Raw genomic sequence first — 24,868 nt, 5'->3', positions numbered from 1 at the left:
TAGTATTTAAGGCTCCTTGAGAACTCTTCTCTTTACCTTTACAAGAAAAGGATTGAAAGGAAATTAAGGTTTAGGATATAAGAATCGCTTAACTTACAAATTATTGTAACATGCAGGAATAGATATGAAAGTAAAAGCATCCGTTAAAGCCGATCCATCGAAGGGTGATATCCTCGTACGTCGCCAAGGACGTCTTTATGTGATTAATAAGAAAGACCCGAATCGTAAACAGCGGCAAAAAGGCCCTGCTCGTAAAAAATAGGAAGATTATAATCATATGGCAAAAAGGTCCTCAATAGAAAAAGCAAAACGTCGTGAAAAAGTTGTTAAGCTGAAATGGGAAAAAAGACAAGCTCTTAAAAAAACAGCAGCTGACATCAACATTTCAGAAGAAGAACGCCATGAAGCTCGTGTAGCGCTTAACAAAATGCCACGTGACTCATCCCCTACTCGTCTACGTAATCGCTGCCTTTTAACAGGACGTGCAAGAGGATTTATTAGACAGTTTAAACTCTCCCGCCTTACCTTTAGAGAAATGGCTTTGCATGGATTAATCCCTGGGGTGACTAAGTCGAGTTGGTAAAAGCAAAAAAATCATAAGATGTAAGTTTAGGGTTGAAAGAATAAAACGCACGATTCTACAAAGCCTTAAGCTTACTATCCTCCTTTTTAGTTTGACCTCAATCGTTAGCTAATCTTTAAAGTTCGTAATCCTTCAGCTCATCATTTTTTTATAAAATTGGGAAGCTCGTTGATACGCTGCCAATCAGCCATCCCTTCTGACCATACATAAGTTAAGGGGGTTATTTTGTTATCTAGCCACAAGGTGTATAGCTCTCTAAAATAGATAGGGCCTTGTTGGTGGTGTGCCTGGTCCAAATAAAACCATTCTTTATTCTCATAAGAAACTTCTCCTATTTCTTCCGCTAAAGCCCCATATTTAGGAGTCAGATTCTCTTCTATCTTATTTTTTTGTTCTAGGTGATCACCTTCAAAAGGTTTTAAAACAAAAAGCAAAATAAGAGAAAAAATTCCTAAAAGTATGCCTAGCATAAACCATACTAATGGGTCCCGTCCCCTTTGTTTAGCCACATAAGCAGAAAAGGCAGCCAGAAAAAAAAGTAAAAAAAGACTAACCATCATACGCTTCTCTTCACATCCTGCTATCTTTAAGTATAAATTTCGATTTAATAGAGCAGCATCAACTATTTCAGTTAGCATTTTATTATATTCTTATTTATGATGCTGTCAACTATTATAAGGACAATTTAGCATGGGGGAGAAGAAAATGCCTATTGATGTGAAAAAAGTGGATACAAAAGAATTTGAGCTACCTGAAACGCTGTTTATTCGTGACGTTGACAACAAAGTCTTCCAAGGAATTGTTCTTGAATGCCTGAATCGCATTGAAGGCGTTACTTTGGTAGAAAGCACTTTCATCGACAGTATTTTTGGACGCAATACTACCGAAGGAGCACGTGGAATCATAGCAGAGCAAGATAATAAGAACCATTCTGTGGGTATAAAAATTGAGGTAAATGTCTTTTATGGAATTTCTATCCCTGAAAAAGCTGAAGAAATACAAACGCTTGTTTCTGAGGAAATTACCCATCTTACCGGTTTACACGTCTCCTATGTCCATGTGGTCTTTAAAAATGTAGTAACTGCCGATTCCAAGAAATCTCTTTCTCCCGTCACAAACCCTGTAAACTTGGTTAGCACCCAAGAAGACTATAGCGATGAGTTCTAAATTATGAACCAATTTTTTTATCCCTTGCTTACCTTTGTTATCTCTCTATTCTTTATGGTGCTTGGCTTACTAAGTATTTTGGTGCAAGCCTCCCCACATGTTCGTGCAGAGTTTGCAGCCTTTATTGAGAAAGATCAGCTTTTTCTTTCATTATTTGGGATAGGATGTTTGGCGATTGGAGTGGCTATCATTTTTTACTTACGGACTAATTTAAAAAAAAGTTATCTAAAAATTAATTCCAAAAATAATCATGCTTATTTTTTAGACGAAAACATTTTCCAAGAATATATGCATGATTATTGGAAACAGCTCTTTCCTAAAGAAGAGGTTCCTAGCTCCATTCTTATCAAAAAAAATAAAATAGTAATTACTGCCGATCTTCCTTATATTCCTTCTGCCAAACAAAAAGCATTGTTGGCACGCATAAATGATGACGTGAAAAAGATGTTAGCTCGTTTGCTAGGCTATCAGCAGGAATATGTCCTTGCTTTAAGCTTTCAAAAAGAAACCTCCTAATAATTTTTTAATACTTTTTAAAAATTCTATGCGAGCTCAATTTCCTCTTTTTAATTCCCATCTAGAACTTGCCCACCTATATTGGGAAAAATTAGTTCATAAAGGTGACCTTGTTATTGACGCTACATGTGGGAATGGCCAAGACACGTTAATATTGGCCCAATTATGCGCGGACCTTAAAGGAGGGTTAATCTATGCCTTAGACATTTTGCCAAGAGCAATAGAGCTTACTCAAAAATATTTACATGAAAAATTACCCTCTGTTCATTTTCAACGAGTGCGATTTATTTTAGGATGTCATTCTACCTTTCCTGAGGAAATCTTTCCTGAAAGTGTTAAATTGATTACTTATAATCTAGGATATCTACCAGGAGGTGGTGATAAAACGCTAACCACTACCGCAAAAACTACTATAGAAAGTATAAAAAAAGCGATGCTGCTGCTTCAACCGGGTGGAGCGATAAGCATTACCCTTTATCCAGGCCATCCTGCAGGGCAGTGTGAGGAGCAGAGTGTGCTATCTCTCGTAGAAAAACTGAACCCCTTAGAATGGAGCTGCAGTCATCATCAATGGATCAATCGACATAAAAAAAGCCCCCATCTACTCTTTATTCAAAAGCGTCTAGTCATATAAAAGCCTTCTCTTTAACTTATTAAAACATCTATAAATCAAAAACCGCTTACTTTTAAAACAATTATTAACCTAGGCACCATAAGCTATATCTAACTGATAAAAGAGCTTTTCTTTAGGTTCTAAGATTTTTTAGATAGGAAATGGCCAGGTGGGCAAAGAAGAAGAAAAGCGTAAAAGCTAAAAGGCAAGCGTTGATTGGTAGTAAAAAAAACAATCCGCGAGAGCTTAAAGCATGCTTTACCCCTTTGAGGAAAAGTGATGTTTAGGCTCTCATTCCGACGAGAAAAAGTGGCCTCATGTGCATCTTACTTTGCAAATAACCTAAAATTATATATTGCGAATTTTTTCTCCGCCTGGTTAAATAGGAGGTCAGTCATTCAAAATGAGCGGAAAGTGGGCAAATGTATAGCAGCACTTTCTGTTGTTAAAAAAACTTTTTTATTTTCTATACCAGATGAAAATGTTTAACTTTATCTATCGTATCTTACGACGATTCCGTTATCCCGTATCCTTGCCAGAAGATATCGCCCATGCTTTAGGGGTAGAGTTTTCGTATGGCTTGACTTTCGAGGAGTTTGTTGCTCAACTGCAATGCCCTCAGCTAAGATCTACTCGCTTAAAAAAATATATGCCCCGCCAACAAGCCGAGGAGGCATTCAAATCTGCTCTTCGTATCGATCGTTTCTCTCAAAAAAGCTTATTTTCCTATTACTTTAATGAAGGCTGGATGGAGTTTATTTTACAATTTGATGAGCAGGGATGCTTACGCCGAGTTTACCTTCAACACAAGTATATACCCGAAGAAATGGGATTAGAAATTCTTCTCAGCGCCCAAAATTGAATTCTTTATTTCACGCCTAGAACGCCTTCTCCCTAAAGGGAGGAACCCAGCCAAAGAAGCTACTGTGCTCCTTAAAGGATATCTAAATGGATGGCCTTAAAAAATTATTTATTATCTTAAAGGGTTGATTGGCTAAGGTTTCTCTTGAGGCTGATTGTCTATGCATGCGTATGTTTCTGCCTTCTATCACCCAGGCCAAGCAACCCTTCATCATTTCCTACCCAGCTCATAATAATGATTATCGCTATAGATAGAATAATTTCAGTTCAATCCTCACTTTGTTTTACGTTGATCCTTCTGAATCCCCTTCTTTATTTCTAAACGCGTATTTTTTAATGAAAAGATTCATGCCTTTAGGCCGGGATAAATTGGTTGCTTGCTAGTTAGTAGGTTTTCTGCCTTGGTTAGATGGAGTAGAAGATTCGACTTGCAGCTGATCATTAATATCAATCACCCCTTGAATCGCACGGACTCTACTCTCGACCTGTTGCCTATCATCTTCTGTTTCTACCGTACCAGACAGAGTGGCCATGCCCTGATAAAAGCGTATATTCACCAAAGGGTAATTTTTCTTTAAACGGTTATTTTTTAAAGTTTCTTCAATCTGGTAGTAAATTACGCTATCGGACCCCTTATTTTGATAGCTACTTATCTGCTTACTGTTTATCTCTCTTTGATCAGGATTTCCCTCTCGATTAAAGCCTCGCTGCACACTGCTTTCCCCGCCATTCTTCTTTTTACTCTCTGCCTTTAAGCTATTTTGCGAGCTAAAATCTTGGCTCTCTTGCGAAGTTTGAAGAGGGTAACTAGATGGAGAAGAAGCAGGATGATCAAAATAAGAATTAAAAATCGGACAATCCTCCCCTGTGCATTGCCCATAAGCCGAGCTCATTGTTGCAAGGATGATCCCCGTGCATGTATAAGAAAAAATAGAGAGAGAAATCTTCATAGCATCTCCTTTAAGATATAGATAAATGATTGTTTTTTGCTAATCCCCTAGCCAATTTAGTGGAAGAGCTGCGAAGTCGAGCATTAAAAAATGAGGCAGAAAGGCGCCTAGTTTAAAAATCTCTTTTTCTTTCCTGCCTTACCTAGCTATTTAGGCTGCTAGTTCACCCTTTAATTCGCACTTATTTCAAAACAAGGTGCTGAGTAAAAGGCACCTATAAAGGTGAATAAAACCAACTTTAAGTAGCAGCGCTCATTTAGGGATAAAGGAGGCATTATTTTGTAATATACCTTATCTAAAAAAATTGTAAATTATATTTTTTAATCATCCATTGTAAAAGCTTAGACTTTTAATCTATTCGATTCTTATTCAAATATTTATAGGAGAGGGATAGGACAACCTAAAGGAAAATTGAAAAAGAAGAAAGAAAAAAGCTAAAGTTAACTTCTATAAGCTTTTTAATAGCGTCCATCTTTTGAAATAGGTAAGGAGAGATTGACTTAATTTTTCTTTAAACGGGAAGTTCCATTTCTTTAGAAATAATCAGTAGCAATCAACTTATTGATTATTAAAAAGTTACGCGTATTATCGGCGCTTTTTCCTGATGACTACAGGCGCATAATTCTTTGGTAAAACTTTTGGTAACTCTATCTTTAAAGCCTCAAGCATTTGTCTATTTTGATGGCGTGGTTCTGGAATTTGCTGAAAACCAGCCTAAATAATTTTTTGGCGACTACAATTTTTAATAAAAAAACCTAAGTATTTAATAACCGTGATTTCTCACCACATTTCAGAATAATAGAATTTTTGGTAAGGAGGCCCTAAGCATCTAAGGATAATTCTATGGCGTTCTTTCAAATTGGTAATTTGCAATTTTTTATGGTCAATAAAGACCATATGCAGGCCTAGGAAACAGAAAAACACCCAGCGTGTGGTTGGCTTTTGAGTAGGTTTCTTAAGCTGATTTAAGAAGTTCTCACCATTTTCTCGTAATTTTTCTCGAATCTTATATTCAAGCGCAGAATAGACCAAAAGGCATAGAGTCATTACCATTAAAAGAGCTTCTATTCTTTCTGGCTTTTTTAGAAAGAAAGAAGAGACTAGGAAATCGGGACTTTTCAAGAATCTAAATCCTCTTTCTACACTTTGCTGTGCTTTATATGTTTTCAAAACTTCCTGAGCAGGAAAAACGATTACATCCATATCATTAGTTGCTAAGATGAAAAACCCTTTACTCCTCTCTAACTCTGCTTTGTTAAGCAAAGAGCAGGCTACTGTACCTTCTAGGTGATAGCTAAGTATAGAAGGTGCTTGCCCAGCTTTTGGTCGACCAGATGTAGTATGCTTTTGAGTTGCTATAACTTGAGGTTCTATAATTTGTATATATTTAAGCTTTTTTGCAAACTTATCTAATTGGCGCTTAGCATCATTGGGGCATGAAAACTCTTGCTTTATAAACTTAAAGAAAGCTTTGGATTCTTTCTCACTGCCCTTAAGATAATGCTTGGCTAAAGTGCGGCATTCTCTTTGATAGGCCGCTTGGCTAAAGATAACTACCCATCTTTGTTCAACACCGGCATAGCAAGAGGTACTTTCAAAAGCTCGATAGCCTTCTGTTATTTCTACCGTCTTGTCGTAAGGCACTTCAAATATGAGCTCTTTAGCCTCTTTGATTTGCATGGGTACACGCGTGACAAATAAGCTTTGTTCTTCTTTAAGAACTTGTAAGGTAGCTGGCGTATAAAGAGCACTGTCTCCTACTATATAACGATTCTCTACCGCTTGCCGAAAGCTTTTAAGATGTTCGCCAACAATTTGCGTAAAGGCGGCCTTATCACTGCTATTGCCATCAGCCGCTTGCATGTATAAAGGAATATTGCCTTCATTGGAGGTGATAAGCTGCAAGACGGCTTGATTTAAATCAGGCCTATGGTCTCTACTGTAGCCTTGCACTAGGCGAATGCATGCTTCTCCTTGTTCTAATAGGCTCTCATAGTTTCCATCTACGTGAAAGCTTGTGGCATCTAAATGTAAACTTTTTACTTGGATGCCAAGCACTTTGATTGTATGTAAAGCTATTTTAGTAAAAAGCTCGGTCACTCCCAACTCAAATAACTTATCCAGCGCTCTCCCCAAAACATTATCATCAATCTGCTCGGGAATGACTGGCGTACCTAGCAAATGATCGATGGGTTTATCTTCAAAGTACTCAGAATACATGTAAAGCGTCCGACTTACAAATCCCAATCCATTTAAGATCATGCATTTAACAGCTTGCCCATAGGTTAAATGCTTATTCTTCGCCTGGTTACCTACTGCTTGATCAATAAGGTCAACTAACCCTATTTCCTCACACATTCCAGCTACCAATCCTAAATGATCGACGTTTTGTGTATCTATCTGCATAACTTTTAGTCGTTTAGTTTAATCCCTTAAAGAAAACATCTTACTCGATTAGTCTTCAAAATTCCTAATTATTTTTTTTGCTGAGGAATGTAAGTAATAATAAACCAATTACTCACTTTAACCTTATAAAAAAATGGAACTACCGCTAAAAGTTTTTTATTTCATTTAGCTCACCACAATCTAAAAAGTACTTACGACCATTCTACAATTGAAAAACGCTGCCTTATTTTTTCAGCGATATCTTTCAAAGGATTTTCCGCTAATTCAAGCGTTTGCAGCTGAGACAACTGCCCTATCTCTGCAGGAAGACTGGTGAGCTGGTTTTGATTTAAGCAAAGCTCTTGCAGCTGAGACAATTGACCTATTTCTGCAGGAAGGCTGATGAGCTGGTTTTGATTTAAGTAAAGCTCTCGCAGCTGAGACAATTGCCCGATTTCTTCAGAAAGAGCGGCGAGCTGGTTTTGATTTAAGTAAAGCTCTTGCAGCTGAGACAATTGACCTATTTCTGCAGGAAGGCTGATGAGCTGGTTTTGATTTAAGTAAAGCTCTTACAGCCGAGACAGCTGTCCAATTTCTGCAGGAAGGCTGGCGAGCTGGTTTTGATTTAAGTAAAGCTCTCGCAGCTGAGACAATTGCCCGATTTCTTCAGAAAGAGCGGCGAGCTGGTTTTGATTTAAGCACAGCTGCATCAACTTAGACAGCTGCCCGATTTGTACAGGCAGGCTGGTGAGCTGATTTTGATTTAAGTAAAGCCTTTGCAGCTTAGACAGCTGCCCGATCTCTGCAGGAAGACTGGTGAGCTGGTTTTGGCTTGAATCAAGCCATCCCAGCTTAGACAGCCGCCCGATTTCTGCAGGAAGGCTGGTGAGCTGGTTTTGATTTAATTCAAGCCTTTTCAGCCGAGACAGCTGCCCGATTTCTGTAGGCAGAGTGATGAGCTGGTTTTGATTTAAGTAAAGCTCTTGCAGCTGAGACAATTGACCTATTTCTGCAGGAAGGCTGGCGAGCTGGTTTTGATTTAAGTAAAGCTCTTGCAGCTGAGACAATTGCCCGATTTCTTCAGGAAGAGCGGTGAGCTGGTTTTGATTTACGTAAAGCCATCGCAACTGAGACAGCTGCCCAATTTCTGCAGGCAGAGCGGTGAGCTGGTTTTGATTTAAGTCAAGCGTTTGCAGCTGAGATAACTGGCATATTTCTGGGGGTAAATAAATCAAGCCTGCTTCAGATAAATTTAGCAAAGTTAAGTCTTTACAATTTTCTTCAATCCAATCTCTAAGTAGCTCTCCTTTTTTTCCTAGAGGCAAGTGCTTAATTTCTTCTCGGCTCAAGTATTCTTCCCCCCCAGGAAGTTTTTTCCAAAGTAAAAGGCGGTTAATATTTAAGAGATAAGAAGAGTAATTAGCCAGCGTTAAGCCTCTTTTTTCTTCTGTTTTCCATTTAAATTCCAAAGGAGAAATAGATTTAGCTAAGGTAAAAACTTGCTTAAAAACTTGATAAACTTTTTCGGTAGAGGTAAGTCCAGGATCGAGTTGATAAACTTTAGCTAACATAAGAGTTCGCTGGGTAGTGGCATTCCTCTTGAGGAAATGAAGCTGTGCTATTTTTTTATAAAGAGAAGGTATCGCTTCAGAAGCCAGCAGATGATGCCATCTTTTACAGACGCTAAATAAGGAAGGAACTACGCAAGCCTCTAAGATAGGGAGCAGCAATTCATTGGGCAAGCTTTCAATAGATGTCGATGAGATAGGATGCATTTTATTTCCTTGAGTAGTGATAATTTTTCAGCATTTTTATTTTTTAAAAATAATATAAAAAATTAAAAAAGCAAGTCAAACGAATTCGTGTTCTTATCAATGAAAAGCAACTCACAGATAATCTACCTCGCTTTTTTTTCAGATAGATTCACGGAAAGGAGGGAGACCTTCCAAGCATTTAGGAGCAGCCACAGGTTTTGGCGATTAAGTGACGCGGCAATTTTGATTTGGCTAAAAGAATGAGATTGATTCTTTGCCTTATTTGAGAAAAACGGCTCTTTTTGGCGCAATGTTTTGATTCTTCTAACGAATGATGGAATACAATACGCCTAGCTTCTTCCTGCCAAAAAAGGTTGTCCTTCCAGCCATAACACTCTGCAGAAAAAGAGAAAAATTTCTTGGCGTTATAAATGTGTAGGTCAGTTTAAGCTTGCTTAGTTGCGGGAAGAAAAGCAGATTACTTGTTTAAAGATAAGATGGCTAAAAGCTTTTTTTTCATTATAGCTCATTCAATTTAAAAAGTATTTACGGCCATTCTACAACTGAAAACGCTGCCTTATCTTTTCTGCAATATCTTTCACTTTCAAAGGGTTTTCCGTTAATACAAGCATGTTAAGATAAGGCACCTGTCCGATTTCTGCAGGAAGGCTGGTGAGCTGGTTTTGTTTTAAGTAAAGCTGTTTCAGCTGAGACAGCTGCCCGATTTCTTTAGGAAGACTGGTGAGCTGGTTTTGATTTAAGTAAAGCTGTAGCAGCTGAGACAATTGACCTATTTCTGCAGGCAGGCTGGTGAGCTGGTTTTGATTTAAGTCAAGCACTTGCAGCTGAGGCAATTGACCTATTTCTGTAGGCAGAGCGGTGATCTGGTTTTCTCTTAAGCCAAGCGATTTCAGCTGAGACAGCTGCCCGATTTCTGCAGGCAGAGCGGTGAGCTGGTTTTGATTTAAGCCAAGCCGTGTCAGCTTAGACAGCTGCCCGATTTCTCCAGGCAGAGTGGTGAGCTGGTTTTGATTTAAGTAAAGCCATCGCAGCTGAGACAGTTGCCCGATTTCTGCAGGCAGAGTCGTGAGCTGGTTTTGATTTAAGTAAAGCCTTTGCAGCTGAGACAGTTGCCCGATTTTTGTAGGCAGAGCAATGAGGCGGTTATAATCTAAGTTAAACTCTTGCAGCTGAGACAACTGCCCGATTTCTCCAGGCAGACTGGTGAGCTGGTTTTGATTTAAGTTAAGTGCTTGCAGCTTAGATAACTGGCATATCTCTGGGGGTAAACAAGTCAAGCCTACTCCAGATAAACCTAAAGCCGTGGTATTTTTATAATTTTCTTCAATCCAATCTCTAAGTAGCTCCCCTTTTTTTTCTAGAGGCAAGTGCTTAATTTCTTCTCGGCTCAAGTATTCTTCCCCTCCAGGAAATTTTTTCCAAAGTAAAAGGCGATTAATGTTTAAGAGATAAGAAGAGTGATTAGCCAGCGTTAAGCCTCTTTTTTCTTCCGTTTTCTCTTTAAATTCCAAAGGAGAAAAAGACTTGGCTAAAGTAAAGATTTGCTTAAAGATTGCATTTACCTTTGCTGCTTCAGAAAGCTTTTCTTCTAGCTTATAAATCTTATCTACAATAAGAGCCTGCTCCTTAACATTTCCTTGAGGAACATGCACTTTACCTATTTGCTTATAAAGAGGGGGCATGACTTCAGTAGCCAGCAGATGATGCCATCTTTTACAGACGCTAAATAAGGAAGGAACTACGCAAGCCTCTAAGATAGGGAGTAGCAATTCATTGGGTAAGCTTTCAATAGATGTCGATGAGATAGGATGCATTTTATTTCCTTGGGTAGTAATGACCTTTTATCATTTTTATTTCTTTAAGACAGAATAAAAAAAATTAAAAAAGCAAGTCAAACGAATTCGTATAGATTTAAGGAAAGGGTGGAGACCTTTCAAGCATTTAGGAGCAGCCACAGGTTTTGGAAATTAATTGACGCGGCAATTTTGATTTGACTAAAAGAATGAGATTGATTCTTTGCCTTATTTGAGAAAATGGCTCTTTTTTGGTGCAATGTTTTAATTCTTCTATCGAAGGATGGAATACAATACGCCAGTTTCTTGCTGTCAAGGAAAGTTGTTCTCCCAGTATATCAATCTGCAGCAAAAGAGAGAAATCTCTTGTCATTATAAATGCGTAGGTTAGCTTAAGCTTACTTAGTTGTGGGAAGGAAAGCGGATGACTTGTTTAAAGATAAGATAGCTAAAAGTTTTTTATTTCATTTTAGCTCACCCCAATTTAAAAAGTACTTAAGCCATTCTACAATTGAAAACGCTGCCTTATTTTTTCGGGGATATCTTTCAAAGGATTTTCCGCTAATTCAAGCTTGGTAAGTTGAGACAGCTGCCCAATTTCTGTAGGTAGAGCGGTGAGCTGGTTTTGATTTAATTCAAGCCCTTGCAGCTGAAACAATTGCCAGATTTCTGCAGGAAGGCTGGTGAGCTGGTTTTGATTTAATTTAAGCCATTGCAGCTGAAACAGTTGCCCGATTTCTTCAGGCAGACTGGTGAGCTGGTTTTGATTTAAGTAAAGCTCCTGCAGCTGAGACAGCCGCCCAATTTCTATAGGCAGAGCGGGGAGCTGGTTTTGATTTAAGTAAAGCTGTAGCAGCTGAGACAATTGACCTATTTCTGCAGGAAGGCTGGTGAGCTGGTTTTGATTTAAGTAAAGCTTTTGCAACTGAGACAATTGACCTATTTCTGCAGGAAGGCTGGTGAGCTGGTTTTGATCTAGGTAAAGCTTTTGCAGCTGAGACAATTGCCCGATTTCTGTAGGAAGACTGGTGAGCTGGTTTTGATTTAAGAGAAGGGTTTGCAGCTCAGACAGCTGCCCAATTTCTGCAAGAAGGCTGGTGAGCTGGTTTTGATCTAAGTAAAGCTTTTGCAGCTGAGACAATTGCCCGATTTTTGTAGGAAGACTGGTGATCTGGTTTTTGCTTAACTGAAGCTCTTGCAGCTGAGATAACTGGCATATTTCTGGGGGTAAATAAGTCAAGCCTACTCTAGATAAATTTAAAGCCATGATGTTTCTACAATTTTCTTCAATCCACTCCCTAAGAAGCTCTCCTTTTTTCTCTAGAGGCAAATGCTTAGTTTCTTCTCGTCTCAAGTATTCTTCCCCACCAGGAAGTTTTTTCCAAAGCAAAAGGCGATTAATATTTAAGAGATAAGAAGAGTAATTAGCCAGAGTTAAGCCTCTTTTTTCTTCTGTTTTCTCTTTAACTTCTAAAGGAGAAAAAGACTTGGCTAAAGTAAAGATTTGCCTAAAGATTGCATTTACTTTTGCTGTTTCAGAAAATCTACTTTCTAGCTTATAAATCCTATCTAAAATAAAAGCCTGCTTGTTAATATCCCCTTGGGAAACATGTACTTTACCTATTTGTTTATAAAGAGAAGGCATCACTTCAGAAGCCAGCAGCTGATGCCATCTTTTACAGACGCTAAATAAGGAAGGAACTGCGCAAGCCTCTAAGATAGGGAGTAGCAATTCATTGGGCAAGCTTTCAATAGAGGCTGAAGAGATAGGATACATCTTATTTCCTTGGGTAGTGATAACTTCTCAGCATTTTTATTTTTTAAAGGCAATATAAAAAAATTAAAAAAGCAAGTCAAGCGAATTTGTATCCTTACCAAGGAAAAACAACTCACAGATAATCTACCACGCTTTTATTTTAGATAGATTTAAGGAAAGGGGAAGCCTTCCAAGCATTCAGGAGCAGCCACAGGTTTTGGGGATTAAGTGACGCGGCAATTTTGGTTTGGCTAAAAGAATGAGATTGATTCTTTGCCTTATTTGAGAAAAACGGCTCTTTTGGGCGCAATGTTTTAATTCTTCTATTGAATGATGGAATACAATACGCCTAGCTTCTTCCTGTCAAGAAAGGCTGTTCTCCCAGCCTAGCAATCTGCAGAAAAAGAGAGAAATTTCTTGTCATTATAAATGCGTAGGTTAGCTTAAGCTTGCTTAGTTGTGGGAAGAAAAGCAATTACTTCTTTAAACATAAGGTGGCTAAAAGTTTTTTATTTCATTTTAGCTCACCCCAATTTAAAAAGTACTTAAGCCATTCTACAATTGAAAATGCTGCCTTATTTTTTCTGCAATATCTTTCAAAGGATTTTCCGCTAATTCAAGTATGAGAAGCTGAGACAATTGCCCGATCTCTACAGGAAGACTGGTGAGCTGGTTTTGGCCTAAGTAAAGGATTTGCAGCCGAGACAATTGCCCGATTTCTGCAGGAAGGCTGGTGAGCTGGTTTTGGCTTAAGTAAAGGATTTGCAGCCGAGACAATTGCCCGATTTCTGCAGGAAGGCTGGTGAGCTGGTTTTGATTTAATTCAAGCCTTTGCAGCTGAGATAATTGCCCGATTTCTCCAGGCAGAGCGGTTAGCTGATTTTGGTCTAAGTAAAGCCCTTGTAGCTGAGACAATTGCCCGATTTCTCCAGGCAGACTGACGAGCTGGTTTTGGCTTAAATCAAGCCATTGTAGCTGAGGCAGCTGCCCAATTTCTGTAGGCAGGCTGGTGAGCTGGTTTTGGCTTAAATCAAGCCCTTGCAGCTGAGACAATTGCCCGATTTCCCCAGGCAGGCTGGTGAGCTGGTTTTGATTTAATTTAAGCATTTGCAGCTTAGACAATTGCCCGATTTCTCCAGGCAGAGCGGTGAGCTGGTTTTGGCTTAAATCAAGCCCTTGCAGCTGAGACAATTGCCCGATTTCCCCAGGCAGGCTGGTGAGCTGGTTTTGGCTTAAATCAAGCCGTTGTAGCTGAGGCAGCTGCCCAATTTCTGTAGGCAGGCTGGTGAGCTGGTTTTGGCTTAAATCAAGCCCTTGCAGCTGAGACAATTGCCCGATTTCTGTAGGCAGGCTGGTGAGCTGGTTTTGATTTAATTTAAGCATTTGCAGTTTAGACAATTGCCCGATTTCTCCAGGCAGACTGGTGAGCTGGTTTTGATTTAAGTTAAGCGTTTGCAGCTGAGACAGCTGGCATATTTCTGGGGGTAAATAAGTCAAGCCTACTCCAGATAAATCCAAAGACGTGATGTTTTTACAATTTTCTTCAATCCAACCTCTAAAAAGCTCTCCTTTTTTCTCTAGAGGCAAGTGCTTAATTTCTTCTCGGCTCAAGTATTCTTCCCCACCAGAAAGTTTTTTCCAAAGTAAAAGACGATTAATATTTAAGAGACAAGAAGAGTAATTAGCTAGCGTTAAGCCTCTTTTTTCTTCTGTTTTCTCTTTAAATTCCAAAGGAGAAATAGATTTACCTAAGGTAAAAACTTGTTTAAAAGATAGATAAATTTTTTCAGTAGAGGTAGGTACATGATTGAGTTGATAAACTTTAGCTAACATAAGAGTTCGCTGGGTAGCGGCATTCCCTCCTGGGAAATGAAGCTGGGCTATTTTTTTATAAAGAGAAGACATCACTTCAGTAGCCAGCAGATGATGCCATCTTTTACAGACGCTAAATGAGGAAGGAACTGCGCAAGCCTCTAAGATAGGGAGCAGCAATTCATTGGGTAAGCTTTCGATAGATGCCGAAGAGATAGGATGCATTTTATTTTCTTGGGTAGTGATAAATTTTCAGCATTTTATTTATTAAAGAATATATAAAAAAATTAAAAAAGCAAGTCAAGCCAATTCGTATCCTTATCAATGAAAAACAACTCGCAGATGATCTAGTCGCGCTTTTTTTCCAGATAGATCCAAGGCAAGGGTGGAGACCCTACAAGCATTTAGGAGCAGCCACAGGTTTTGGCGATTAAGTGACGCGGTAATTTTGATTTAGCTAAAAGAATGAGATGGATTCTTTGCCTTATTTGAGAAAAATGGCTCTTTTTGGTGCAATGTTTTAATTCTCCTATCGAATGATGGAATACAATACGCCTAGCTTCTTCCTGTCAAGAAAGGTTGTTCTCCCAGTATATCAATCTGCAGAAAAAGAGAGAAATTTCTTGTCATTATAAATAAGGACACTTGTCATTAACTGGCATTTAACCTAATCTTTTTTCTGATTAATATTTTTTATCAACACCTTCATTTATTGTTATCTGGGTTCTTGTTTCAATTCCAATTTCACTTTTCAATAACGCGGCTATAACATAATTTTTCTCCTTATATTGTTCAATAATCTTTTCATATTCATTGACTAAGCGCGATGTCCTACCCACCGAAAAAGCTGCTTCTTCTGTAGACATACCTTTTTGTTTGCATAGCAATATTTGCTTGAAAGTGGATATATACCTTTGTATCGCCGGCAAAGAGTGTTTTGTTTCTCTGCTCACCTGCTGAACAGTTTTTTGCTCAATAAAGAGCTTTTCAATGATCATTGTTTTGTGAGTTAAAGTAGGGCCTATATCATGGATAGATCCTCTTCTGGGAAGAACCTCACGGTTTTCTAATTCCCACTCCTTGATATATTTGCCTACGCTGTGGGGTGATATCTTTAACAAAATAGCTAATTCTGCGTGGGTTAAGCAACCTTCTTGATCAAAAGCTTGCTTACACATCCGCGCCACAGCTTCTTTTTTTATAACCCTTAATTTTTTCCCTTTGGCTCTTTCTATAGCATCTTGCGAGCTTACCAAATCTAAAATCACCGTTGTTAAACGTGTATTTTGAATAGATTTTCCATAAGATGAAAATTCGTTGCGGTGGACTGTCGGCCATGTAACTTGTCCCGGCTGCATATGAGAGGTCTGCGGATAAAATTGATGCACCATATCCGCTATTGATTTAACCAGTACTTGCCTTGTCCTTGTTCCTCCTAGCTGCGGGCACTCATGAGAAAAAAATGCTTCCAAAGCACCTTCAAAGCATTTAAATGCTTGAGGGCAAAATGTAGCATGGTTAGCATCGATGTTTTTCTTCATGGCAGCCTCCGCTCGTTCCTGATAGAGTCGTTCGACGACATCATTCTTTTTTTTTCATCTTGAGCGTGATAATATTGGGCACCAACTATATGAACTTCCTCCAATCTTTGTTTAAAAAAGGCTTTATCTTTAAACTCTTCATATAGCAGAGAAAAGGTTTTGGTAGCATAGATGGAAATTCCCACCGTTAAGGCTATTTCAAACTCATTGAAATGTTTGCTTTTAAGAAAGGCTACTCTTTTAAACTTCTGTAGATAGTTTTCCACAGCTTCTATGCTATGCTTAATATGCTGGGCAATAGCCACAGGCTCTTTGCCCTCCAGCCAAAGCCGTATGGCAATAGCTCTATGGCTGACACCAGGGCCTATATCTTTTTGTTGACCTCGGGTGGGTAATAAGATGCCTATTGTTCTAAGCTCTTTAATATCTCTTCGAATGGTTCTTATATCGCACATTAATAATTCTGCTAGGTCCTCTTGCGTTAAGTATCCTCCTTGCTCTTTAGCTTCTTCAGCTATACGCACAAGTCTTCTCCTTCTTAGCTCAACACTTCTATCTTTATTATTATCTTGGGAAAAATTTCCTTTGTCTCGTTGGTCAAACAACGTCAAAACTACAGGTAACATCTTGCACTCTTTTAAAGATTTGCCAGCTCCTTCTTCAGCTGCTACACAATGATATTTAATTTGCCCTGGTTTTAAATGGCTTTGGTTAAGTTCGGAAAAGTACACTTCCTCAATCAGACCTACTAAAATTTGAGCTTCCCAAGGACTAATTCCTGTTCCTTGAACAGCCAAATTTTTCATCTGCTGATGGATGTTTTTGATTTGAAATCGTCTTTCTTGATCTTCTTTAGAATTTATAGTAACATTTTTCATGGCGTTCCTTTTATGGATGTTTTTGTTTTTTTCTTTAATTAAACATTATAAAGGTGAACGCCAGTTTTTTTAATAGATTTTCCGTTTAAAAAAAAAATTATAAAATAGACAGATGACCTAATCGAAAATGTGTAGGTTAGCTTAAGCTTGCTTAGTTGTGGGAAGGAAAGCGAATGACTTGTTTAAAGATAAGATGGCTAAAAGTTTTTATTTCATTTTAGCTCAACCCAATTTAAAAATCACTTACGGCTATTCTACAATAGAAAACGCTGCCTTATTCTTTCTGCAATATCTTTCAAAGGATTTTCTGCTAGTTCAAGCTTGGTAAGCTGAGACATTTGTCCGATTTCTGCAGGCAGGCTGGCGATCTGGTTTTGATTTAAGTAAAGATATTGCAGCTGAGACAGCTGCCCGATTTCTGCAGGCAGACTGGTGAGCTGGTTTTGGCTTAAGTAAAACCTTCGCAGCTGAGACAATTGCCCGATTTCTGCAGGCAGAGCGGTGAGCTGGTTTTGATTTAAGTGAAGCATTCGCAGCTTAGACAGCTGCCCGATTTCTGTAGGAAGGCTGGTGAGCTGGTTTTGATTTAAGTCAAGCCGCCACAGTTTAGACAGCTGCCCGATTTCTGTAGGAAGGCTGGTGAGCTGGTTTTGATTTAAGAGAAGGGTTTGCAGCTCAGACAGTTGCCCGATTTCTCCAGGCAGACTGGTGAGCTGATTTTGATTTAAGTTAAGCGTTCCCAGCTGAGACAGCTGCTCGATTTCTACGGGAAGGCTGGTGAGCTGGTTTTGATGTAAGTAAAGCGTTTGCAGCTGAGACAGCTGCCCGATTTCTGCAGGAAGGTTGGTGAGCTGGTTTTGATTTAAGTAAAGCTCTTGCAGCTGAGACAATTGATCTATTTCTGCGGGAAGGCTGGTGAGCTGGTTTTGATTTAAGTAAAGCCATTCCAACTGAGACAATTGACCTATTTCTACAGGCAGGCTGGTGAGCTGGTTTTGATTTAAGTAAAGCCCTTTCAGCTGAGACAATTGGCCTATTTCTGGGGGTAAATAAGTCAAGCCTGCGTTAGATAAATCTAAAGCCGTGATGTTTTTACAATTTTCTTCAATCCAATCTCTAAAAAGCTCTCCTTTTTTTTCTAGAGGCAAGTGCTTAATTTCTTCTCGCCTCAAGTATTCTTCCCCACCAGGAAGTCTTTTCCAAAGTAAAAGGCGATTTATATTTAAGAGATAAGAAGAGTAATTGGCCAGAGTTAAGCCTCTTTTTTCTTCTGTTTTCTCTTTAAATTCCAAAGGAAAAATAGATTTAACTAAGGTAAAAACTTGTTTAAAAACTTGATAAACTTTTTCAGTAGAGGTAAGTCCAGGATCGAGTTGATAAACTTTAGCTAACATAAGAGTTCTCTGGGTAATAGCATTCTTCCTGGGGAAATGAAGCCGTTCTATTTTTCTATAAAGAGAAGGCATCGCTTCAGAAGCCAGCAGATGATGCCATCTTTTACAGACGCTAAATAAGGAAGGAACTACGCAAGCCTCTAAGATAGGGAGCAGCAATTCATTGGGCAAGCTTTCAATAGATGTCGATGAGATAGGATGCATTTTATTTTCTTGGGTAGTGATAACTTTTCAGCATTTTTATTTTTTAAAGCAATATAAAAAAATTAAAGAAGCAAGTCAAACCAATTCGTATCCTTATCAAGGAAAAACAACTCGCAGATAATCTACCACGCTTTTATTTCAGATAGATTTAACGAAAAGGGGGGGCCTTCCAAGCATTTAGGAGCAGCCACAGGTTTTGGGGATTAAGTAACGCGGCAATTTTGATTTGGTTATAAGAATGAGATTGATCCTTTGCCTTATTTGAGAAAAACGGCTCTTTTTGGCGCAATGTTTTAATTCTTCTACCGTATGATGGAATACAATACGCCTAGCTTCTTCCTGTCAAGAAAAGTTGTCCTCCCAGCCATAGCAATCTGCAGAAAAAGAGAGAAGCTTCTTGTCATTATAAATGTGTAGGTTAGTTTAAGCTTGCTTAGTTGCGGGAAGGAAAGCGGATGACTTGTTTAAAGATAAGATGGCTAAAAGTTTTTATTTCATTTTAGCTCAACCCAATTTAAAAAGTTCTTAAGCCATTCTACAATTGAAAACGCTGCCTTATTTTTTCTGCAATATCTTTCAAAGGATTTTCCGCTAATTCAAGTATGAGAAGCTGAGACAATTGCCCGATCTCTACAGGAAGACTGGTGAGCTGGTTTTGATTTAAGTCAAGCACTCGTAGCTTAGACAGCTGCCCGATTTCTGCAGGAAGGAATGTAAGCTGATTATTGTTTAAGTGAAGCTCTTGTAGATGGGATAGCTGCCCTATCTCTCTAGGAAGAGAAGTGAGCTGGTTGCCGTCTAAGTAAAGCTCTAGCAGGCGAGACAATTGCCCAATTTCTTCAGGCAGAGCGGTGAGCTGGTTTTGATTTAAGTAAAGGGTTCGCAGCTCAGGCAGCTGCCCGATTTCTGTAGGCAGGCTGGTGAGCTGGTTTTGATTTAAGTTAAGCCATTGCAGCTGAGATAACTGGCATATTTCTGCGGGTAAACAAGTCAAACCTACTCTAGATAAACCTAAATCCACGATGTTTCCACAATTTTCTGCAATCTAATCTCTAAGAAGCTCTCCTTTTTTTTCTAGAGGCAAGTACTTAATTTCTTCTCGGCTCAAGTATTCTTCCCCACCAGGAAGCTTTTTCCAAAGTAAAAGACGATTAATATTTAAGAGATAAGAAGAGTAATTAGCCAGAGTTAAGCCTCTTTTTTCTTCTGTTTTCCATTTAAATTCTAAAGGAGAAAGAGAACTAGCTAAAGTGAAGATTTGCCTAAAAATTGCATTTAACTTTGCTGTTTCAGAAAGTCTACTTTCTAGCTTATAAATCCTATCTAAGATAAAAGCCTGCTTATTAATATTCTCTTGGAAAACATGTACTTTACTTATTTGTTTATAAAGAGAAGGCATCACCTCAGAAGCCAGCAGATGATGCCATCTTTTACAGACGCTAAATAAGGAAGGAACTGCGCAAGTCTCTAAGATAGGGAGCAGCAATTCATTAGGCAAGCTTTCAATAGAGGCCGAAGAGATAGGATGCATTTTATTTCCTTGGGTAGTGATGAATTTTCAGCATTTTTATTTATTAAAGGCAATATAGAAAAAATTGAAAAAGCAAGTCAAACCAATTCGTATCCTTATCAATGAAAAATAACTCGTAGATAATCTACCACGCTTTTATTTCAGATAGATTTAAGGAAAGGGGGGGCCTCCCAAGCATTTAGGAGCAGCCACAGGTTTTGGCGATTAAGTGACACAGCAATTTTGGTTTAGCTAAAAGAAGGAGATTGATTCTTTGCCTTATTTGAGAAAAACGGCTCTTTTTGGTGCCTTGTTTTAATTCTTCTACCGAGGGGTGGAATACAATACGCCAGTTTCTTGCTGTCAAGGAAAGCTGTTCTCCCAGTTATAACACTCTGCAGAAAAAGAGAGAAACTTCTTGTCATTATAGATGTGTAGGTTAGCTTAAGCTTACTTAAGTTGCGGGAAGGAAAGCGGATGACTTGCTTAAAGATAAGATGGCTAAAAGTTTTTATTTCATTTTAGCTCACCCCAATTTAAAGATCACTTACGGCTATTCTAAATAGAAAAAGCTGCCATATTCTGTCTGCAATATCTTCCAAAGGATTTTCTGCTAGTTCAAGCTTGGTAAGCCGAGACAGCTGCCCGATTTCTACAGGCAGGCTGGTGAGCTGGTTTTGATGCAAGTAAAGCTCTTCCAGCCGAGACAACCGTCCTATTTTTGCAGGCAGAGCGGTGATCTGGTTTTCTCTTAAGCCAAGCGATATCAGCTGAGACAGCTGCCCGATTTCTGCAGGCAGGGTGGTGAGCTGGTTTTCTCTTAAGTGAAGCCTTTGCAGCTGAGACAATTGCCCGATTTCTGCAGGAAGGCTGATGAGCTGGTTTTGGCTTAAATCAATCTCTTGCAGCTGAGACAGCTGCCCGATTTCTGCAGGCAGACTGGTGAGCTGGTTTTGATTTAAGTAAAGCCTTTGCAGCTGAGACAATTGCCCGATTTCTGCAGGAAGGCTGATGAGCTGGTTTTGGCTTAAATCAATCTCTTGCAGCTGAGACAGCTGCCCGATTTCTGCAGGCAGACTGGTGAGCTGGTTTTGGCTTGAATCAAGCCATAGCAGCTGAGACAATTGGCCTGTTTCTGCAGGCAGAGCGGTGAGCTGGTTTTCACTTAAGTCAAGCGTTTGCAGCTTAAACAGCTGCCCGATTTCTGCAGGAAGGCTGGTGAGCTGGTTTTCTCTTAAGTGAAGCTCTTGCAGCTCATACAGCTGCCCGATTTCTGCAGGCAGGGCGGTGAGCTGGTTTTCTCTTAAGTGAAGCTCTTGCAGCTGAGACAGCTGTCCAATTTCTGCAGGCAGGGTGGTGAGCTGGTTTTGATATAAGTCAAGGGTTTGCAGCTGAGATAACTGGCATATTTCTGGGGGTAAATAAGTCAAGCCTACTCCAGATAAATCTAAATCTGTGAAGTTATTACAATTTTCTTCAATCCAACCTCTAAGAAGCTCCCCTTGTTTTTCTAAAGGTAAATACTTGATTTTTTCTTGACTTAAGTATTCCGCTCCCCCAGGAAGTTTTTTCCAAAGTAAAAGGCGATTAATATTTAAGAGATAAGAAGAGTAATTAGCCAGAGTAAAACACCTTTTTTCCTGGGTTTTCCATTTAAATTCTAGCTCCGCAGGAGCAAGGGATTTAGCTAGAGTAAAGGCCTCCTTAAAGATTGCCTTAGCTTTTTCTCCTTCAGAAAGCCTATCATCCAGCTCATAAATCCTATCTAAAATAAAAGCCTGCTTGTTAATATCCCCTTGGGAAACATGTACTTTACCTATTTGTTTATAAAGAGAAGGCATCACTTCAGAAGCCAACAGATGTTGCCATCTTTTACAGACGCTAAATAAGGAAGGAACTGCGCAGGCCTCTAAGATAGGGAGCAGCAATTCATTGGGCAAGCTTTCGATAGATGTCAATGAGATAGGATACATCTTATTTCCTTGGGTAGTGATGACTTTTCAGCATTTTTATTTTTTAAAGCAATATAAAAAAATTAAAAAAGCAAGTCAAAACAATTCGTATCCTTATCAAGGAAAAATAACTCGCAGATAATCTACCACGCTTTTATTTCAGATAGATTTAAGGAAAGGGGGGGCCTTCCAAGCATTTAGGAGCAGCCACAGGTTTTGAGGATTAAGTGACGCGGCAATTTTGATTTGGTTATAAGAAGGAGATTGATCCTTTGCCTTATTTGAGAAAAACGGCTCTTTTTGGCGCAATGTTTTAATTCTTCTACCGTATGATGGAATACAATACGCCTAGCTTCTTCCTGTCAAGAAAGGTTGTTCTCCCAGCCTAGCAATCTGCAGAAAAAGAGAGAAACTTCTTGCCATTATAACGAAAGTTCCATTTTTTTAGAGACCAACGGTAGTAAACAATTTATTGATTGTTAACAGCTTATATTTGTTACCGGCATTTTTTCCTAGTGACTACATGCGCCTGATTTTTTGGCAAAACTTTTGGTAACTCTATCTTTAAGGCCTCAAGCATTTGTCTATTTTGGGGACGTGGTTCTGGAATTTGCTGAAAACCAGCCTAAGTAATTTTTTGGCGACTACAATTTTTAATAAAGAAAATCTTAAGGGTTTAATAATAAGCCAATTACTCACTTTAACTTTATAAAAAAATGGAACTTCCGTTTAAACTTTTATTCATCCAAGCGAATGATCCTCTTGCCAAATGGCAGATGTGCCTAAAGATTAAAATTCTCCGTAGGCTTTAAAAATAATTTCTTCAAATGACTTTACATATCTTTTAACATCAGCAAATTGCTCATATTGCTTTTTTGCATGATGAGACCACTCTTTATGCATGGCTGGATTGGTTAGCAAATGGCAAGCAAGCTGAATATATTCCTCTTTCTTTCCCGTAGTTACAGCCCGATCGATTCCCATAAAAATCCCCCCATAGCGAGCTTGCTGAGGACCCTTAACATCAAACATAGTGACTACAGGACAACCCGAAGCCATTGCATCTAAAATAGCCAAACAACTTCCAAAAGGAAACTCATTTAAATATAGATGCATAGAGCGTGCATATTGACTGGGATTAGCCAGGGGCCCTAGATAATAGAAACGATTATCTACCCCATATTCTCTAAATATTTTTCTTATTCTTTCCAAATTGCTAATAGCTCCTATAGGGGCATAGACAGCCTGAGGGACTTTTTGAAGAATTTCAGCGATGGCATAACATAGCTCATTTGTCAGCCGTGTATCTAATTTAGTGGATATAGTAGTCATCACCAGGCTATCCTCAGGTAACCCTAAAGATTTTTTTTCATAAGGCTGAGGAAGCCAGTTTTTTCGGACATCCAAAGCAAAAGGCAACGCAACAACTTGCGTACGAATTTTTTTGTACAAGTCTTGGTAAACTTCTACAGCTGTATCTGTACTAACAATAGCTAGGTCAAAGCCGGGATAAGTAGGCTGACTACCATGCTCTAATAAAACCCTTAGCGGCACATCTACCATCTGCGCCGCCAGCGTATTAACCGTATCGGGACCATGGAAAACTGCTACATCTATTTTAGCCTCTTTGAGTAAAGAGCTTAAATGATGAGCTCTATGCAAATAAGTCGTCGGCTTTTCATGGATAAGAGTAGAAACCCCTAAAGTTTGGAATTGGTAGATTAGCGGCTCCCCTCTTTGCAAAGAAGATGAAGAGGTATAAAAATTGTAGGGATATTCTAAAAGATTTTCAGTTAATATTTCTGTACTTATTACCATGGGTTCAATATTTAAAGAATTATGATGAAGCACTAAATTCTGTAATAAGCGCGTGGGAGCATGGCCTCCACAGGCAATTTGAGGAACAATATGCGCTACTTTTATTTTATCTTTCGCTAGGCGAGCTCTTACAGTTCTTTTTTTAGCTAGATCGGAGAGCAAAACCTGCATCTTATCCGGGGCTTCTGGGCCCAGGAATTGGCTAGAAGAAGGCAAGCCCTTGTGGGTATCATACCACTTAAGCTGTCCCTCTCGCATATATAAAGCAGGCAGGCGACTAAAGCCTAAACGGTCTTGTTGAATAGAGAACCGTAGGCGTTTGGCAATTTCGTATAGCCCATTGCCTAGCGGGGTATCCACATTAAATTCAGAATAAGGTTGGGAAAAACAAGCTTGTAAAGCCTGCATCAGCGCGGGAGCATACACACGCAAATGAGAAGTAGGAATAAAAAAAATGGGGTAAAATTCTTTGCCTAAGAAATCTTTAAAATTTTGAAAGCTTATTTGTGCATGAGGGTAAAACTCTAAAATATAAATAAGATGATGAGCTTCCCCTGCCGCTTGCACAAAAGCTGGAAACTGCAGCATTTGAAAAAAAATAGCTAGGGAAGTAAAAGCAAAAACCGCTGGGCATTCTTTAAACTTTTCCAAAAAATTTGTTAAATCTTCCTTTAATGGCTCAAAAAAAATTACAGGAATTCTATCTAAAGGCAGCTCTTCCAAAGAGGGAGGAAATAAAGAATATTGTAAAGGATACCAAGGATGAGCCTCCCCATATTGGCAATTAAGACTTAAAAGATAAGAAGATTTACATTGAAGAAGGTGTTGCCATCCAGCGGCCATACGTAGATGAAATTCAAATAGGGTTTTAAAATTGTTGGGGACTAAAACTAAAATTTCTTTGATAGCTTCAGGGGATAAAGGTATCCTTCCTTGTTCAGCTTGAAAAATTTTTTCAAGGAAAGGAGGAGCATTTTTACCAAGACCAGAAGGTTCTTTTTCCTGGCAAGCAAAAGAGAGAAGAAACAATAAGAAACTTTCTTCCACTTTTAAATCATTAATAGCTTTCTCATACAGGGGAGGATGATCTTGCTTCAAATGATTTATAAGCATTAATTGATATCTAGCTTCTAGACTTTTGCCAAAAACTGCCGCATCTACAAAATTGATTACCTGCTTTACCCATTCGTTAGCAGGTTGAAGGGTATCATAGGTAGGCTCCGGAGAGTAGATAATCTGGCTTACAGCAGCTACTAGGTCTCCCCGGCTATAAAATTCAAAAAAGTTTTTTAGATATTCCTGCATTTTATCCAAACCATCGCTTGTTAGAAAAAATTTTTATATAACATGTAAAGGGCTT

General features: G+C 38.9%; 20 protein-coding genes and 1 pseudogene. 6 read left to right on the top strand and 15 right to left on the bottom strand.

What is annotated here, in order from left to right; translation table 11 throughout:
• Positions 1-124 precede the first annotated feature (124 nt).
• Positions 125-262, top strand: coding sequence for a 50S ribosomal protein L36 (rpmJ, locus tag TY21_RS01515; protein WP_039385792.1), 138 nt, complete (start codon positions 125-127; stop codon positions 260-262).
• Positions 263-277: 15 nt separating this feature from the next.
• Positions 278-583 carry a 30S ribosomal protein S14 gene (gene rpsN, locus TY21_RS01510; protein WP_039385795.1) on the top strand — a complete coding sequence of 102 codons (306 nt, stop codon included), beginning with the start codon at positions 278-280 and terminating at the stop codon, positions 581-583.
• Between the two features lie 140 nt (positions 584-723).
• On the opposite strand, the gene TY21_RS01505 is transcribed toward rpsN, so the two are convergent.
• Positions 724-1,143: a DUF4339 domain-containing protein gene (locus tag TY21_RS01505; RefSeq protein ID WP_232044378.1), complete on the bottom strand. Its 420-nt coding sequence runs from the start codon at positions 1,141-1,143 to the stop codon at positions 724-726.
• A 145-nt stretch (positions 1,144-1,288) separates the two neighbouring features.
• On the opposite strand from TY21_RS01505, the gene TY21_RS01500 reads away from it, so the two are divergent.
• The 4 genes from TY21_RS01500 to TY21_RS01485 all read left to right on the top strand — a co-directional run bounded on the left by TY21_RS01500 (position 1,289) and on the right by TY21_RS01485 (position 3,741).
• Positions 1,289-1,750 carry an Asp23/Gls24 family envelope stress response protein gene (locus TY21_RS01500; RefSeq protein ID WP_039385850.1) on the top strand — a complete coding sequence of 154 codons (462 nt, stop codon included), beginning with the start codon at positions 1,289-1,291 and terminating at the stop codon, positions 1,748-1,750.
• Between the two features lie 3 nt (positions 1,751-1,753).
• Positions 1,754-2,266, top strand: coding sequence for a hypothetical protein (locus tag TY21_RS01495; RefSeq protein ID WP_042242986.1), 513 nt, complete (start codon positions 1,754-1,756; stop codon positions 2,264-2,266).
• A 28-nt stretch (positions 2,267-2,294) separates the two neighbouring features.
• Positions 2,295-2,900: a class I SAM-dependent methyltransferase gene (locus TY21_RS01490; RefSeq protein ID WP_042242983.1), complete on the top strand. Its 606-nt coding sequence runs from the start codon at positions 2,295-2,297 to the stop codon at positions 2,898-2,900.
• Between the two features lie 460 nt (positions 2,901-3,360).
• Positions 3,361-3,741 carry a hypothetical protein gene (locus TY21_RS01485; protein ID WP_232044377.1) on the top strand — a complete coding sequence of 127 codons (381 nt, stop codon included), beginning with the start codon at positions 3,361-3,363 and terminating at the stop codon, positions 3,739-3,741.
• 379 nt (positions 3,742-4,120) lie between these two features.
• On the opposite strand, the gene TY21_RS01480 is transcribed toward TY21_RS01485, so the two are convergent.
• The 14 genes and pseudogenes from TY21_RS01480 to TY21_RS01415 form a co-directional block, all read right to left on the bottom strand.
• A complete protein-coding gene (locus tag TY21_RS01480; RefSeq protein WP_042242976.1) occupies positions 4,121-4,690 on the bottom strand; it encodes a BON domain-containing protein in 570 nt (189 codons plus the stop codon).
• Positions 4,691-5,470: 780 nt separating this feature from the next.
• Positions 5,471-7,096, bottom strand: coding sequence for an IS1634 family transposase (locus TY21_RS01475; RefSeq protein WP_130589478.1), 1,626 nt, complete (start codon positions 7,094-7,096; stop codon positions 5,471-5,473).
• 191 nt (positions 7,097-7,287) lie between these two features.
• Positions 7,288-7,632 (bottom strand): annotated as a pseudogene (locus TY21_RS01470) (leucine-rich repeat domain-containing protein); the annotation flags it as partial.
• Between the two features lie 12 nt (positions 7,633-7,644).
• The gene (locus TY21_RS01465) at positions 7,645-8,850 is read right to left on the bottom strand and encodes a leucine-rich repeat domain-containing protein (protein WP_130589476.1); all 1,206 of its coding nucleotides are present in this window, start codon (positions 8,848-8,850) and stop codon (positions 7,645-7,647) included.
• Positions 8,851-9,386: 536 nt separating this feature from the next.
• Positions 9,387-10,664, bottom strand: a complete 1,278-nt coding sequence (locus TY21_RS01460) for a leucine-rich repeat domain-containing protein (RefSeq protein ID WP_052354592.1) — start codon at positions 10,662-10,664, stop codon at positions 9,387-9,389.
• 484 nt (positions 10,665-11,148) lie between these two features.
• A complete protein-coding gene (locus TY21_RS11250) occupies positions 11,149-12,420 on the bottom strand; it encodes a leucine-rich repeat domain-containing protein (protein WP_197725077.1) in 1,272 nt (423 codons plus the stop codon).
• A gap of 534 nt (positions 12,421-12,954) precedes the next feature.
• Entirely contained in the window at positions 12,955-14,436 is a 1,482-nt protein-coding gene (locus tag TY21_RS01450) for a leucine-rich repeat domain-containing protein (protein WP_197725076.1), read from the bottom strand.
• Positions 14,437-14,894: 458 nt separating this feature from the next.
• Entirely contained in the window at positions 14,895-15,752 is an 858-nt protein-coding gene (locus tag TY21_RS01445; protein WP_130589475.1) for a DUF1670 domain-containing protein, read from the bottom strand.
• Complete coding sequence (locus TY21_RS01440; RefSeq protein WP_130589474.1) at positions 15,749-16,630, bottom strand: DUF1670 domain-containing protein; 882 nt, start codon at positions 16,628-16,630, stop codon at positions 15,749-15,751. Before TY21_RS01440 ends, TY21_RS01445 begins: the two co-directional genes overlap by 4 nt.
• Positions 16,631-16,884: 254 nt before the next feature.
• Positions 16,885-18,228 carry a leucine-rich repeat domain-containing protein gene (locus TY21_RS01435; protein WP_130589473.1) on the bottom strand — a complete coding sequence of 448 codons (1,344 nt, stop codon included), beginning with the start codon at positions 18,226-18,228 and terminating at the stop codon, positions 16,885-16,887.
• A gap of 535 nt (positions 18,229-18,763) precedes the next feature.
• A complete protein-coding gene (locus TY21_RS01430; protein ID WP_052354544.1) occupies positions 18,764-19,249 on the bottom strand; it encodes a leucine-rich repeat domain-containing protein in 486 nt (161 codons plus the stop codon).
• A gap of 24 nt (positions 19,250-19,273) precedes the next feature.
• Complete coding sequence (locus tag TY21_RS01425; protein WP_042241494.1) at positions 19,274-19,759, bottom strand: F-box protein; 486 nt, start codon at positions 19,757-19,759, stop codon at positions 19,274-19,276.
• A gap of 515 nt (positions 19,760-20,274) precedes the next feature.
• Positions 20,275-21,711, bottom strand: coding sequence for a leucine-rich repeat domain-containing protein (locus TY21_RS01420; protein ID WP_197725075.1), 1,437 nt, complete (start codon positions 21,709-21,711; stop codon positions 20,275-20,277).
• 768 nt (positions 21,712-22,479) lie between these two features.
• Positions 22,480-24,813 carry a glycosyltransferase gene (locus TY21_RS01415; protein WP_042239836.1) on the bottom strand — a complete coding sequence of 778 codons (2,334 nt, stop codon included), beginning with the start codon at positions 24,811-24,813 and terminating at the stop codon, positions 22,480-22,482.
• Between the last annotated feature and the right edge of the window lie 55 nt (positions 24,814-24,868).

The organism is Neochlamydia sp. S13, from assembly GCF_000648235.2.
Lineage (GTDB): Bacteria > Chlamydiota > Chlamydiia > Chlamydiales > Parachlamydiaceae > Neochlamydia.
Note: the sequence above shows the minus strand (reverse complement) of the source record. Positions and strands in the feature narration are given on the sequence as shown.

Excerpts from the sequence above, each read along its gene's own strand:
- TY21_RS01450 (WP_197725076.1), bottom strand. The coding sequence starts at position 14,436 with ATGCATCCTATCTCTTCGGCATCTATCGAAAGCTTACCCAATGAATTG.
- rpmJ (WP_039385792.1), top strand. The coding sequence starts at position 125 with ATGAAAGTAAAAGCATCCGTTAAAGCCGATCCATCGAAGGGTGATATC.
- rpsN (WP_039385795.1), top strand. The coding sequence starts at position 278 with ATGGCAAAAAGGTCCTCAATAGAAAAAGCAAAACGTCGTGAAAAAGTT.
- TY21_RS01425 (WP_042241494.1), bottom strand. The coding sequence starts at position 19,759 with ATGCATCCTATCTCTTCGGCCTCTATTGAAAGCTTGCCTAATGAATTG.
- TY21_RS01465 (WP_130589476.1), bottom strand. The coding sequence starts at position 8,850 with ATGCATCCTATCTCATCGACATCTATTGAAAGCTTGCCCAATGAATTG.
- TY21_RS01435 (WP_130589473.1), bottom strand. The coding sequence starts at position 18,228 with ATGCATCCTATCTCATCGACATCTATTGAAAGCTTGCCCAATGAATTG.
- TY21_RS01415 (WP_042239836.1), bottom strand. The coding sequence starts at position 24,813 with ATGCAGGAATATCTAAAAAACTTTTTTGAATTTTATAGCCGGGGAGAC.
- TY21_RS01420 (WP_197725075.1), bottom strand. The coding sequence starts at position 21,711 with ATGTATCCTATCTCATTGACATCTATCGAAAGCTTGCCCAATGAATTG.
- TY21_RS01475 (WP_130589478.1), bottom strand. The coding sequence starts at position 7,096 with ATGCAGATAGATACACAAAACGTCGATCATTTAGGATTGGTAGCTGGA.
- TY21_RS01440 (WP_130589474.1), bottom strand. The coding sequence starts at position 16,630 with ATGAAAAATGTTACTATAAATTCTAAAGAAGATCAAGAAAGACGATTT.
- TY21_RS01445 (WP_130589475.1), bottom strand. The coding sequence starts at position 15,752 with ATGAAGAAAAACATCGATGCTAACCATGCTACATTTTGCCCTCAAGCA.
- TY21_RS01505 (WP_232044378.1), bottom strand. The coding sequence starts at position 1,143 with ATGATGGTTAGTCTTTTTTTACTTTTTTTTCTGGCTGCCTTTTCTGCT.
- TY21_RS01500 (WP_039385850.1), top strand. The coding sequence starts at position 1,289 with ATGCCTATTGATGTGAAAAAAGTGGATACAAAAGAATTTGAGCTACCT.
- TY21_RS01485 (WP_232044377.1), top strand. The coding sequence starts at position 3,361 with ATGTTTAACTTTATCTATCGTATCTTACGACGATTCCGTTATCCCGTA.
- TY21_RS01460 (WP_052354592.1), bottom strand. The coding sequence starts at position 10,664 with ATGCATCCTATCTCATCGACATCTATTGAAAGCTTACCCAATGAATTG.
- TY21_RS11250 (WP_197725077.1), bottom strand. The coding sequence starts at position 12,420 with ATGTATCCTATCTCTTCAGCCTCTATTGAAAGCTTGCCCAATGAATTG.
- TY21_RS01495 (WP_042242986.1), top strand. The coding sequence starts at position 1,754 with ATGAACCAATTTTTTTATCCCTTGCTTACCTTTGTTATCTCTCTATTC.
- TY21_RS01480 (WP_042242976.1), bottom strand. The coding sequence starts at position 4,690 with ATGAAGATTTCTCTCTCTATTTTTTCTTATACATGCACGGGGATCATC.
- TY21_RS01490 (WP_042242983.1), top strand. The coding sequence starts at position 2,295 with ATGCGAGCTCAATTTCCTCTTTTTAATTCCCATCTAGAACTTGCCCAC.